Origin of the sequence: Candidatus Villigracilis proximus, from assembly GCF_016717045.1 — a bacterium.
Taxonomy (GTDB): domain Bacteria; phylum Chloroflexota; class Anaerolineae; order Anaerolineales; family Villigracilaceae; genus Villigracilis; species Villigracilis proximus.
In genome coordinates, this window is record NZ_JADJUO010000009.1 from 95130 (window position 1) to 109533 (window position 14404).

General features: G+C 47.6%; 6 protein-coding genes. 4 read left to right on the forward strand and 2 right to left on the reverse strand.

Features of this window, described 5'->3' with window-relative positions:
• The first annotated feature begins 1 nt into the window (after window position 1).
• From IPL71_RS11540 to IPL71_RS11555, 4 genes are all read left to right on the forward strand, one after another.
• Entirely contained in the window at window positions 2-2206 is a 2205-nt protein-coding gene (locus IPL71_RS11540; protein ID WP_345321704.1) for a choice-of-anchor Q domain-containing protein, read from the forward strand.
• Between the two features lie 315 nt (window positions 2207-2521).
• Window positions 2522-5227, forward strand: a complete 2706-nt coding sequence (locus IPL71_RS11545) for an S-layer homology domain-containing protein (RefSeq protein ID WP_345321706.1) — start codon at window positions 2522-2524, stop codon at window positions 5225-5227.
• A gap of 622 nt (window positions 5228-5849) precedes the next feature.
• Window positions 5850-9650: an S-layer homology domain-containing protein gene (locus tag IPL71_RS11550; protein ID WP_345321708.1), complete on the forward strand. Its 3801-nt coding sequence runs from the start codon at window positions 5850-5852 to the stop codon at window positions 9648-9650.
• Window positions 9651-9901: 251 nt separating this feature from the next.
• Window positions 9902-11512, forward strand: a complete 1611-nt coding sequence (locus IPL71_RS11555; protein WP_345321710.1) for an S-layer homology domain-containing protein — start codon at window positions 9902-9904, stop codon at window positions 11510-11512.
• Between the two features lie 160 nt (window positions 11513-11672).
• Here the strand turns inward: IPL71_RS11555 and IPL71_RS11560 are convergent, their stop codons facing one another.
• Together IPL71_RS11560 and IPL71_RS11565 are read right to left on the reverse strand one after the other, a co-directional pair.
• Entirely contained in the window at window positions 11673-12128 is a 456-nt protein-coding gene (locus tag IPL71_RS11560) for a tetratricopeptide repeat protein (RefSeq protein WP_345321711.1), read from the reverse strand.
• A 34-nt stretch (window positions 12129-12162) separates the two neighbouring features.
• Window positions 12163-14220: a tetratricopeptide repeat protein gene (locus IPL71_RS11565; RefSeq protein WP_345321712.1), complete on the reverse strand. Its 2058-nt coding sequence runs from the start codon at window positions 14218-14220 to the stop codon at window positions 12163-12165.
• Window positions 14221-14404 lie beyond the last annotated feature (184 nt).

Sequence of the window (14404 nt, forward strand, 5' to 3'; positions counted from 1 at the left end):
TGTGGGAAGTACTTGTACAAATATCATTCTCACAAACCCACTGCTTGGCATACTTGGTGATAATGGTGGTTTTACGCAAACTGTTCCTCTTCTAGCCGGTTCATCGGCTATCAATACAGGGAATGATGCGTATTGTCCGGCTACAGATCAACGCGGGGTAACGCGCGCGAACTGCGATATCGGCGCGTATGAATTCAATAAGCAATCAGGACCCGTTTTTGTGGTCAACACGAATGGCGATGCGAATGGCTCGTGTGACGCGTACGTCGCGGGCGCATCTGACTGCACGCTGCGCGAAGCGATCAACGCGGCGAACACGATCAGCGGCACAGACACCATTACCTTTGACGCGGCGCTGGTTACGGACCCCATCACGCTTTCCAGCCAACTGCCCCCCGTCACCACGGCCATCGTCATCACCGGCAACGGCGCGGCGAATACGATTATCCAAGCCAATGGCGCGGCGAACACTGCCACCTACCGTGTTTTTGAGGTTAGCAGCGGAAATCTGACTCTCGATAGCCTAACGATACGGCATGGGCGTTGTAATGGTTCTTGCCCAGCACTTTACCAAAATGTTGGCGGCGGGATTCTCAACAACGGCACGCTAACGGTGACAAACAGCACCCTTTCCGGCAACTCCTCCACGTTAGGCGGCGGCGGGATTAGCAACTATGGCACGCTGACGGTGACGAACAGCACCCTCTCCGGCAACTCCGCAACCAGTGGCGGCGGAATCGGCGGTGGGATACTTAACGGCGGTACACTGACGGTGACAAACAGCACCCTCTCTGGAAATTCCTCCGCATTCGACGGCGGCGGGATTACCAACGGCTTCGACGGCACATTGATGGTGACGAACAGCACCCTCTCCGGAAACTCCGCAACTCAAACCGCCGGTGGAATTAGCAATTACGGTACGCGGCTGACGGTGACGAACAGCACTCTCTCCGGCAACTCCGCACCCAATGGCGGCGGAATCTACAACCAAGGCCCACTCAACTTTGCCAATACGATCATCGCCAACTCCACGACTGGTGTAGATTGTATCAACTCTGGCGGCGCGATTGGAACCAACACCAACAACCTGGTGGAAGATGGCTCATGTTTCCCAACACAAAGCGGCGACCCGGCTCTGGGTCCGCTGGCGGATAATGGCGGTCCTACTAAAACCTTTGCCCTGCTCACGGGTTCCCCAGCCATTGATGCGGGCGATGATACTACCTGTACAGCTACGCCTGTAAATAACCAATCGCAGAATGGATTGACCCGTCCACAGGGAGTTCATTGTGATATTGGTGCGTATGAATTGGATAATATAGCCCCCGCTGTTTCATCCATTGTTCGCGCCAGCGCCAATCCAACCAACGCAAGCAGCGTAGATTTCACCGTCAGCTTCTCTGAAACCGTCACCGGAGTAGACATCAGCGATTTTACTTTGACGACAACCGGCGTATCTTCCCCCGCCCTCAGCGGAATCAGCGGCACGGGCAGTAGTTACACAGTCAACGTTAACACTGGCAGTGGCAGCGGCACCATCCGCCTGAATGTATTGGATGACGACACTATCAAAGATACAGCCGGCAATTCCCTATCCGCCGGCTTCACTAGCGGCGAAACCTACACGATTAGCAAAGCCGCTACAGTTGCCACATTCAGCGATGTCCCATTAACCTACTGGGCTAGCAGCTACATCGAACGCCTATACAACGCTGGTATCACCGGCGGCTGTGGCGCGGGAATTTATTGCCCAGATAATTCTGTCACCCGCGCACAGATGGCAGTCTTCTTATTGAAAGGGATTCACGGTTCAAGCTATGCGCCGCCTGCCGTGAATGGCAATACCGGCTTTAGCGATGTCGCTGCGGATTACTGGGCAGCCGCATGGATCAAACAACTGGCCGCCGAAGGCATCACCAGCGGTTGTGGTGCTGGCATCTACTGTCCCGATGCGACAGTCACACGCGCGCAGATGGCGGTCTTCTTACTGAAAGCCAAGAACGGATCCAGTTACAGTCCGCCCGCCGTGGGAGTCAGCACTGGCTTCAATGATGTCGCCACCGATGCCTTTGCCGCAGCCTTTATCAAGCAGCTAGTGGCATATGGCATCACCAGTGGCTGTGGCAATAGTAACTACTGTCCCGATGACTCAGTCACCCGCGCACAGATGGCGGTGTTCCTCGTTAAGGCTTTTGGTCTGCCGTAGGAAAAAGTCGTGTCAATTTACAAGGTAGGTCGAAAGAGCTGTGAGAGAAAATTCTCGCAGCTCTTTTTAGAACTATTTTTATTCTGGTTCGTGTGTAAAGAATGTTCAAAACTTATTGCTGAGCAAGAATTTTCTACTTGTGTAAAAGACCAATACGCGAACACTTTGACGGGCTCAGCATAGGGGAGAAATGTCTCGTTGAATCTCACCAGTAACTCGTTTAAAGGCCTTCAGCCGGTGATTGTAAAGAGTACGCACATAGCGTTATACTTGAATCTTGCGTTTTGAGAATTTTAAAATTTTGGAGGGTATCTCGTGAAAAAGCCAAGTTATTTTATGTTGATTTTTGTCCTGATCATTGTCATTCTGGGTGGAATTCCAAATCAGATCGTCCGTGCGAATACGATTTGGACAGTCACAAATGCAAATGATAGCGGAAGCGGTTCGTTGCGTCAGGCAATTATCGATAGTAATTCGGGCGACATAATCTCATTTGATTTGTCTCTTTCAGGCGCCATCATTCGTCTGGATTCATCCCTGCTAATTGACAAAGGCCTCACGATTGACGGGTCAAGCCTTACTTCACACATCCAGATGAGCGGCGATACAGAGGGCGATGGCACAGGGGATGTATCTGCTTTTCAAATTGGTGGACCCTTCCCAGTTGAGCTAAATGGATTGGATATTGTGAAGGGGAAAGCCAGCGGGGTAAATGGCGGCGGTGGAATTGCAAATTATGGAACCTTAACGATTAAAAATTCCACCCTGTCGGGTAATTCTTATGTTGGTGGGTTGGGCGGCGGCGGTATTTATAATAAAGGGCATCTAACGCTCATCAATAGCACCATAACAGACAACATGGCAGAAGATGGCGGGGGAATATTCAATGACTATGGTCAGACACTTACCATTACAGGAAGTACATTTTCTGATAATGTCGCGCAATCGATTAGCCAATTGCAAGGAAATGGAGGCGGAATTGCGAATATCGGCACATTATCTGTAGATGATAGTATATTCCTTGATAATTCTGCCACCGCGGGCGGCGGGGCTATCGTCAACAGCATCAATGGCAATTCAATTTTAACAAACAGCTCATTTACAAATAACTCGGCCTTTGGTTTTGGGAATGGGGGAGCGATCAATAACTATGAAGGCCAAGTGACGATTGAGAATTGCATCTTTACCGGAAATTCAGATTTTGGCGGAGTGAGTAGTGGAGGTGCTATTTACAATGAAGATCAAATGAGTATTACAGAAGGCACTTTTACCGGAAATACAAGTTCATTTAATGGCGGGGGAATTGCTAACCTTGGTGTATTAACCGTGACCAATAGCGTCCTCTCAACCAACTCTGCTTTTTTCCTTGGCGGCGGCCTTATTAATTCTGGAAACCTGACAATTACAAACACTTCTATTTCCGAAAACATTGCAAATACTGGCGGGGGCGGCGTGCTTAATGAAAATAACGGCGTATTGACTTTGGTAAATAGCACCGTTTCCAACAACTCTGCGCCGGCTGGTAGCGGTATTTTTAATATAACTCTTACCGGTGTAGTTAATATTTTGAGCAGCACCATTTCAGAGAACTCTACTACTGGGAATGGCGGCGGTATCTCCAATTGGGGCACGCTGACCGCAACAAACAGCACTCTCTTTGGCAATTCTGCGACAGAGTATGGCGGTGGCATTATCAATTTGGGATCCCTGGCTTTAACGAATGTCACCATTTCAGAGAACTCCTCATTAACCAGCGGTGGCGGCATATACAATGTGGGTAACCTGATATATGCCAATACGATCATCGCCAATTCCCCAGTCGGCACAGATTGTTTTAACGACAGCGGCACAATTGGAATCAATACGAATAACCTGGTGGAAAATAATGCTGTATCCCCTAATCAATGTGGAACTCCAAGTCTCACAACTGATCCAAAACTGGCTTTGCCCGCTGACAATGGCGGTCCCACAAAAACCCTCGCAATTGGTCTTGATTCTCCAGCCCATAACGGAGGAGATAATTCAATTTGTGCTTTGTCTTCCGCCTCACCAACCTTTGGCCCGGGCGGCAAAGACCAACGTGGGGTGGCACGTCCGCAGGAGAGTCAATGTGATATTGGCGCATTTGAATTTGATCCTTCTCCCAACGTGCTTTCCAGCGTGCTTGTAAATCCAAACCCGACTAATCTTTTGAGCGTAGACTTCACCGTCACCTTCTCTGAATCTGTGATCGGAGTAGACCCGGGTGATTTCTCCCTGACGACAAACAGCGTATCTTCCGCCGCCGTTAGCGGAATCAGCGGCTCAGGCAGTGTCTACACTGTCAGTGTCAACACCGGCGTTGGCAGCGGCATCCTCCGTCTAGACGTACTGGATAACGACAGCATCACAGACTTAAGTCTTAATCCACTCTCTGCCGGCTTGATAACAGGTGAGACCTATACGATCCGCAAGACACCGATCTTCACCGACGTTCCATATAGTTATTGGGCAAATAGTTACATTGAGCGTTTATATACAGCGAGCATCACCGGCGGCTGTGTGCTCAGTTCCTTGCAATACTGTCCAGACAGCACCGTCACCCGCGCACAAATGGCGATCTTCTTATTGAAAGGGATTCACGGTTCAAGTTATACGCCGCCTGCCGTGAATGGCAACACCGGCTTCAGCGATGTCGCTGCGGATTACTGGGCCGCCGCGTGGATCAAGCAACTGGCCGCCGAAGGCATCACCAGCGGATGCGGCGCTGGAATCTACTGTCCCGATAGCGAAGTCACCCGCGCCCAGATGGCAATCTTCCTTTTGAAAGCCAAAAACGGCTCCAGGTATGCTCCGCCCGCGGTGGGTTGCATCACCGGCTTCAATGATGTCGCTACCGATTATTGGGCAGCTCCTTTCATCAATCAACTGGTCACCGACGGCATCACCAACGGCTGCGGTGCAGGCAACTACTGTCCCGATGACTCAGTCACCCGCGCGCAAATGGCGGTCTTCCTGGTGAGAACCTTTAATCTGCCGTAGAAAATAATAGATAACAGGTTTCTTAATAAAGAGAGCTGCGAGAGTAACCTCGCAGCTCTCTTTATTAAAATGTAATGGAATGGCAACGAAATATTCAGCAGAGATCATTAGAATCCATTTCTTGTAAAAGCAGCAAGGCAATTGCAATGATTTTTCCCGTAAATTTACGCTAATCACCACGTTTTTTTGAACACTCGTGCAGACTAGCGCAAGTTGTTGTTTGGACAAAGGACTTACAGAAAACGTAATAAATAGATTTGCGGTTGAAACAAATAGTTTTCAAAAAAGGCCCGAGTGAGCATAAGTGATTGCCGGCATGTAAATCGGAGAGGTAGCGAAGGATATTTGTTGAAAATTTCATACTTTCGCCTTTTATATCGCAAAGCTTAAAAAGCAAAATATAAATTGCTTCATCTGCAGAGAGTTGTACATTACATTTATCGCTTATTTTGGTACTAATAGTCAGATGCCTTTTGCATAAGAAAAGCTTATTGTTTTATAGCGCCTTGCATTTCTGAAAGATGCTAAGGATGTCCTATGGATTGTTGTTTTTAAGGAGGCAAAATAAAAATTCTAATTTTACCCACAACCTTTTTTTCAAATAGACTACTAAGGAGATAGAATGCATACTGTAAATAAGTCCGTGTCAATTTTTATTAGCGCGATTTTTGTTTTTTTAACTGCCTTTGGCGTACCGCAGTCTACCAGGGCTGCAGGCCCATTGTGTGTAGACCCAACCAACACCTCTACTTGCTTTGCTACCATTCAAGAAGCTGTGGATGCTGCTGTATCTGGGGATGTGATTAATGTAGTTGCTGGAACCTATAACGAAAACGTTATTATTAACACGAATAACATCAGTCTTATCGGCGCGCTTGCGATGAACGCGAATGATGTGCCTAATTCCACAATTCATACTATTATTGATAGCGGCGCGCCAGCGGTGATAACTTCTGCAGGCATTACCATAAACAATGGAGTAACGGGCGTTACGATCAAAAACCTGCGCGTTCAAAATTTTTCAAGCAACAGCGGTATCTATGGTGTCGGTGGGAATAACAATCTCACCATTGATAGCGTTCATGTATATAGTAATAACACCAACAATGCAGTGAACGGCGGTGGTATTTATATGAATGGGCCGGTATCCACTGTGTTAATCAATAATGTAGACTCACAGTTGAATAAAGCCCGTGGTATTGTGATTTGGAATGGATTCAAACAAAATATCACGATTACCAACAATTACGTGAAGAGTAATAACTGCTGCGGAATTGAACTGCAAGACGGGACTGCATCAGGTGTTACAGTTACGGGGAATACAGTCATCAGTAATTCGGATAGCGGAATGGCTTTTCTTGGGTTGACCTCAGGCTCAGGTCCGAATGTGATTAAAAACAACACAATTACAAATAACGGACGTTTCGGTATTGAGATCAAAATGCCGAATGGCACCGGGGCAGCTACCGGCGACGGTAGCATTGTGATTGAGAATAATACTATTTCTCTTTCAACACCCGGCGCTGACTTGCGTGACTTTGCCGGTATTTCTGTTATTCGCCGTGCATATCAATCTGGGTTTGGATATGTTGATATTCCCACTGGTGTTATTGTCCGCAATAATATCGTTAGCGATTATCGTCAGGCCAATCCGGGTTCGAACAGCACAGGCTTCGGTATAGTGGTCGAAGGCACAAAAATGAAGGTAGAGGGGAACACATTGACAAACAATGATGTGGGTGTGCAGGTACAGGCCGGTCATCTGCCTTACATTGCTGACACTGCCGGGGATGGTGATCAGGCAAATTTGGTTGATACCTATTTTGGCCGCGGAAATTCACCGACCGCCTGTGCATATGTGCCTGGTACCAATATTTATTCAGGCAATGGGGTAAATTCCCGTAATGTGGGCGTGGTAGGTACTGCCACTGTTACAAATGATAATACTGGAGCATATTTTTGCAGTATACAGGCTGCGATTGATGATGCGGCCACTATTGACGGTCATACGATCAGTGTGCCGGCGGGAACCTATGTTGAAGATCTATTAATTGATAAGTCACTGACATTGCTCGGCCCGAACAGTGCTGTTAATCCCAATACGGGCACCCGCGTTGGAGAAGCGATTTTGCTCCCGGCAACTTCGTTACCAAACCCCAATGTCTCCTGTACGGTCATGGCGTATGTGGCTGTGAGCGATGTGACCATCAAAGGTTTCAAATTCGATGGCGACAACCCAGCGCCAACCAGCGGCATTGCAATCGGTTCGGCTGATGTGGATGCGTGTGAATTGATCGCCAGCAGTGAAGGCGTGGGCGGCATCGTCATTGAGAATAATATTCTCAAAAATGCCACTTATAGCGGGCTTGATTTCTACAACTATACCAATGATGCGGCAACATCGAATAATTATTTCCGCTACAACCTGATCAGTGACATCGGCGAAACGACCTATAATTGGGGACTGGGAGTATTGATCTACAATAATTTTTACGCTGATATTACAGACAATGTATTTGACAATGTCCGTGTGGGTATTCAAACCGGAAATTACTATCGCGCAAATATTGGCCCCACCGGCAGCATCAGCAACAATACCATTAACGCCTGGCGATTGGGTATTTTCAATAACCTTTGGTATTCCAGCGCTTCTACAATTTCATTGTCCAACAATACCATCAACGCAATATCCAGTTCAGACTCAGCCAAATGGAATGGTATTTTGCTTAGTTCCTTCCAGGGCTCTGTTAATGCCACCCTGTCCAATAACATCATTAATATTGGCACGATTACGCAAAATCCTTCTGCTGGATACAACATTTGGAATACACCCACAACTGCTGCCCTTACCATCTCAGGCGGAACAGTGACAGGCGGTAACTATGGTGTTTGGATAAATAACTTTGAAGGGTACAACAGCAACGCTGATAACACCTCCATTAAAATTGACGGGGTAACGATCAATAATGCGGCAACCGCCGGCGTTTTTGTTTCAGACAGCGTTGGTAATACGAATGGCTCTACTGTATATGCCAACATCCAAAACAGCACAATCACCAATTCTGTCACAGGTATTTTGGTCTCAGGCAGTGACGCGAGTGCTAAAGCCAATTTTAACAAGATCACTGGCAACACTACCAAAGGTATTAATAATACATCGGGCACGCTTATGGATGGAGAGAAAAACTGGTGGGGGAATATCACTGGTCCGTCAAGCGTGGGAACTGGAAGCGGGGACTCTGTATCCATTGATGTAGATTACACCCCCTGGTGTGGAGATGCAGCTTGTTCCTTCTTCGTTCCTCCGTTTCCGTTGGTTGTGACTGCCAATAACCAGACGATTATTGTTGGTCAGTCAGATCCGATCTTTACTTTCAGTTATGATGGTCTTGTAAATGGCGACCCCGGCACAGTGATTGATGTAGCGCCAACTTGTTCTGTCAGCGGCCCTCATAGTCTTCCGGGTAGTTATCCGATTGTCTGTACTGGCGGTTCAGATACTGATTATATTTTCAGCGGCTATATTAATGGAACACTGACAGTCAATGCGGCCAACAACCCGCCGACGAATATTTCCATTTCCAATGCGGCAATCAATGAGAATCAACCTGTTGGTAGTGTGATCGGCGCTTTCTCTACAACTGATCCTGATGTTGGCGATACTTTTACCTACACCTTCTGTGGTGGAACTGGAACCGACGATGCCTCCTTCCAGATCAATGGCGGCAACCTGCAATCTGCTGCAGTATTTGATTTTGAAGTCAAGAATAGTTATTCGATTTGTGTTCGTTCAACTGATAGCGGCACACTAAACATAACCAAGACCTTGACGGTCAGTGTCAATAATGTGATCGACACGGCTACTTTTGCAGATGTGCCAATGACAGGTTTTGCATGGCTTCAAATTGAGACGATTTACGCAGCCGGCATTACCAGTGGTTGCACTACCTCGCCGCTCAATTACTGTCCTGATAGCTCGGTTACCCGCGCACAAATGGCGGTCTTCTTATTGAAAGGCGTTCATGGTTCAAGTTATGTCCCGCCCGCTGTGAATGGCAATACCGGCTTCACAGATGTCGCCACCGATTACTGGGCCGCCCCATGGATCAAACAATTGGCGGCTGAAGGAATCACCAGCGGCTGTGGTGATGGTAACTACTGCCCCGATGCCACAGTAACTCGCGCTCAGATGTCAATTTTCCTTTTGAAAGCCAAGAATGGCTCAGGCTTTGTCCCGCCTGCCGTGAGTGGCAGCACCGGCTTCAACGATGTGGCTACTAACTATTGGGCAGCTCCTTTCATCAAGCAACTGGTCACCGACGGCATCACCAGCGGATGCGGCGGCGGTAACTACTGCCCCGATTCCGACGTGACCCGCGCCCAGATGGCGGTCTTCCTGGTCAGGACCTTTAATCTGCCGTAATGAAATAAGTTTTTTCAAAACAAAACTGGACAGGTGCGAACCTGTCCAGTTTTGTTTTATGATGGCAGCTGAATTGATTTCCTTTCAGTGTCATTTCTTGTCGAAAAAACGGGGCATCTGGCAGCAATATTTTGTAAGGGGGGTCTAAGCCAAAACGGACTTTATTCATAATAAAATATTCAAGCTTGTTTGTAACAAGTCAAATTATTGGCCTTATTAAAAATAGTACGATTTAACTCAGGAGGTCGACCATGTATGAAAAATTGAAAAACCTTTATTTTTATAAAATATTTACTTTCATTTTTTATGCTATTTTGATGTTGTCGCTTTTTTCAATTCAGGGAATACCCTTTGCACATGCGCAAGGGACAAACATTGGATATGAGTTTGGAGACCTGCCTGTTGACGCCCGGCCTTCAATGATCCGGGCTATTCAATTTCGCCCGTCGGGTATTTTGGATAACGGCACATATTTTGTGGTCGGGCATTATGATTCAGAAGGTTCCTGGGGAATTGGGCATCTTGCGGCGGCTGTCGGAACTGAGCCCCCCGCCTGGGAAACCAGTGTTTGGTTTATCGTTTATTCCGAGACTATCTGGCAGGTTGCTTTACAGGGAACTTCATCTTTTGATAGTCTTCTGGCTAATTTACCGCCGGCACTTAAGATGGAGATCAATCCTCAAACCCAAAATGCTGCGAGCATTCAAGCGGCAACTACGTTTCGATTTCCCTGGGATAAATCTCAGGTGTGGCGATATACATATGGTTGGCATGGTAATACGAATTTGGCGGTTGATTTCGCACCGTCTAATGTGGCACCAGGCGATATGTGGATTCTGGCTTCAGCGGCTGGAACCGTTACCCGGGTCTGTGGCGGTCCTAACTTTGACACAAATCAGGTCGCGATTAATCTGACAACGCCGAACGGCGTCATGACTTACAGACATGTTGACTACAATTCCTGGATGGCTCAAAATTTAGAAGGCAAAAAAGTCGTTCAAGGACAAAAATTAGCTCTTCTTTACAATGGCACGCAAGGCAGCGGCTATCGCGATATTTCCACTCCTTATCCTTTTGAGGCTTGTGTTCAAGGTTCTTCACCTTCCTGTATCTATATTCAATTTTTAACATATTGTGGATCAGGTTCAGGCGCTCATGTCCACTGGACTTTGCCCACGAAACCTGTCACGGTAGATGGCTGGCAAATAGATGGCAGCGGCCTGTGGACACAAAGCGGTCAACCGAGCAGAAATGTAGGCGCTTCATTCAATTCAACGAATTCGTCCTCCTTTCTTCCTTCCACTTTTGAGGATGTGCCTTCTGATTACTGGGCCTGGCAATATGTTGAGCGTTTATATACAGCCAGCATTACTGGCGGCTGTGTGCTCAGCCCTCTGCAATACTGTCCTGATAGTACCGTCACTCGCGCACAGATGGCGATCTTCTTATTGAAAGGGATTCACGGTTCAAGCTATGCGCCGCCTGCTGTGAATGGCAATACCGGCTTCGGTGACGTGGCCGCCGATTACTGGGCCGCAGCGTGGATCAAACAACTGGCGGCTGAAGGCATCACCAGCGGATGTGGCGGCGGGAGTTATTGCCCCGATAGCACTGTCACCCGCGCACAGATGGCGATCTTTTTGCTGAAAGCCATGAATGGCTCCAGTTATGCCCCGCCCGCTGTGGGTGGCAGCACTGGCTTCACCGATGTCGCCGCGGATTACTGGGCGGCAGCTTTTATCAAACAATTGGTTGCAGAGGGCATCACTGCCGGTTGCGGCAATGGTGGTTATTGCCCCGATTCAGATGTAACTCGCGCGCAGATGGCGGTCTTTTTAGTGAATACATTTAATCTGCCATAGTCTGGGATGCCATTCAGTTGTGCCGCAAGATCAAAAGAGCCGTGAGACGATGGTCTTGCGGCTCTTTCTTGTATAAAAATATTAATATGGGGAAAGTGCGGAGTATTGAAAATCTAGCTGTGCTGAAGTTCAAGAGCAAATAAAATGGTCTCTTTCAGAGTCATTGAGCGGCCTTGAGTTTGCAGGGCTTCAAACGCGTCGTTCCCAGTTGATCCCGTGCCATTTGAATAAGCCGGTTTAAAACAGCACGGTTAAATGGTGAAAATCGATTTTCAGTTTCCTGTGCTGCGCCAAATAATCTGGCGGCCTGTTCAGGTTGATTTGTTCCGCCAGCGACGGCGGCCAATGCAATAAAAAAGTTGCGAGCTGCCATTTCCTCATTGGTTGTCCGGGCTGATCTGAAGTAGTCACGAAAATAATGCAAAGCTTGTGGAAAATTATTTTGATGTAAAGCCAGTACTCCCAAATTATATAAATTAATGCCTATATCGGCTTTCATCCCATACGAGCGGCTGATCGTCAGGCTGTTTAAAAAATATTGTTCGGCCTGATCATAATCACCTTGAATACTATGCAATTTTCCGAAATTGGTTAATGCAACTAAAACGCCATCCATAAACCGAAGACGCTCGTCATTTTTCAGGTGCTGGTCAAAATAAAAATGAGCTTTTTGTAGTCTCCTTTTTTAAGTAAAGCATTCCTAAAAATTGGGATACTCTGCCCACTCCCCATGGATCGCCCAACTCGGTGAAGAGACTCAGGCTTTGTTCAAGGAAAGAAAGCGCTATTTGATCCTGATCGCGGTCACTTGCCACGCCTCCCAAATGGAAAAAATTCCAGGCGACTCCCCAGTCATCCTCCTCTTTTTGAAAGAGCGCCAGGCTTTGATTGAAATAGGATTCTGCTTTGTTGATATCTGCTTCCCCCCAGCGTGCCGCCATGCCTAATCGGTTCAGGGCCTCGGCTTTCCCAAAATCATTACCCGTACCAAGCTTTAACCATATAGACAGACTTTCTTCTAAAATAGAACGCGCCTCACGATAGTTTCCTAAACGCCACTCACGCAGTCCGGCGTTATTTAGCATTTGTGCATATTCTGCGGGGTGTTCGACCGCTTCCGTGATGGCGCGTATCTTATTAAACCAACCTTGCTCTTCGCTTTTAGACCAGCGTACGTTCCATGTCCAACCCAATGCGTTGAATAGTTGTAAATAGCTACTGGTTTGCCCTGAGGAGAAACACCAGTTGAGCGCCGCGCGAAAGTTTCCTAATTCAAGGGTAAGGCGATCCATCCATTCAATTTGATTAGGGCCGTGGGCTTCTTTATCGGCTTGTTTGGCGAGGGCAAGGAAATAAGCCAGATGAAGGTTGTGCGTTTCTGATTCGCCACCGATGCGATGTAAATAATTTAATGCGAATTGTTGAATCGTTACCAGCATGTCATAGCGGATTTCGCCAAGATCATTCACTGTGAGTCTGATGAGGCTTTTGTCTAACAATGATGCGATAAGGTCGCGGATTGGTTTAATTATAAACAGCTCTGAGAACATTGATTCAACTGCTTCCAAAGTAAAGCCGCCGCTAAAAATGGAAAGACGGACCAATAGTTTTTGCTCATCGGGAGAGAGTAAATCATAGCTCCAGCCGATGGCATTCTCCAATGTTTTCTGGCGCGCAGAGTCTGCGCGCATACCATTGGCGGATAATATAAATTGATCGTTCAGACGTTCGAGCAAAGCCTGTGGTGACATCAAACGGATGCGGGCCGCGATCAACTCAATGGCGAGCGGCAGGCCATCCAGTCGTGTGCAGATGGATGAAACAGTTTGGATGTTGTCAGGGGTAAGTACAAAGTCAGAACGCACAGCACGGGCGCGCTCTGCAAAGAGAGTCAGGGCGGGGAATTCAGGAGCAGTTTCCATACTGACGGTTGCATTTTCTTTGGGGAGGTTAAGCGTGGGTACGGAATACACCCACTCGCCGGAAACACGCAGAGATTCACGGCTGGTGACCATGACCTTTAAACGGGAGCAGGCTGAAAGTAGGCTTGAAACGAGCGGCGCAGCGCCATCCATCAGATGCTCAAAATTATCCAATACAAGCAATATTTTTTTATCCCCTATGCCGTTGATGATCTGTTGTTGAACCGAATGATCTTTATCTTCTACATAACCAAGCGCTTGCAAGATAGCCGGTGCAACAAGAGTTACGTTTTCCAGCGGAGCCAATGCAATAAAGAAAACTCCATCAGGGAAATTAGGAGATGCTTCGCGTGCGGCTTCCAGACTTAAACGTGTCTTGCCTATCCCCGGCGGGCCGATCAACGTGACGAGGCGAATCTTCGCTTGTAATAAATATTCACAGACAACAGCGGTTTCCTGCTCTCTTCCAATTAATGAAGTGGCGGATGCGGGGAGGTTTGAACGGGGTGGGGATGAGACGCGCCAGGGTGATTCTTTATCAGGCAGTCCAAAATTAGATACCCCCTCGCTGCGTGCAAATTTTAGAAAAGCAGGTTTTTCGTTTACAGGGATTTTGAAGACTTCAGCGAACAGTTCCGCCAGTTGCACAGAGGGGCGGCGTTCGTCTGCTTCGATCTTTCGCAGGGTGCTCAGTGAGCAATTGACTTGCAGTGAGACCTGTTCCTGCGTCCATCCCTGAGTTATGCGCCGGCGCTTCAGCCAACCGCCAAACGAATTGTCTGCCACACTACTCCTCTATAAATTGTGGGTCTCTGGGAATTCCCGTGATTAAAACCTTTCGAACACGGATTTGACGGATTTCACAGACTTACACGGATTTTTTATTGAAAAAATCCGTTCTTTTCCGTGTAATCCGTGTACAAATCACGGCAAATCCTAAAGAGCCTAAATTGTGTCACTCTTGTGTCAC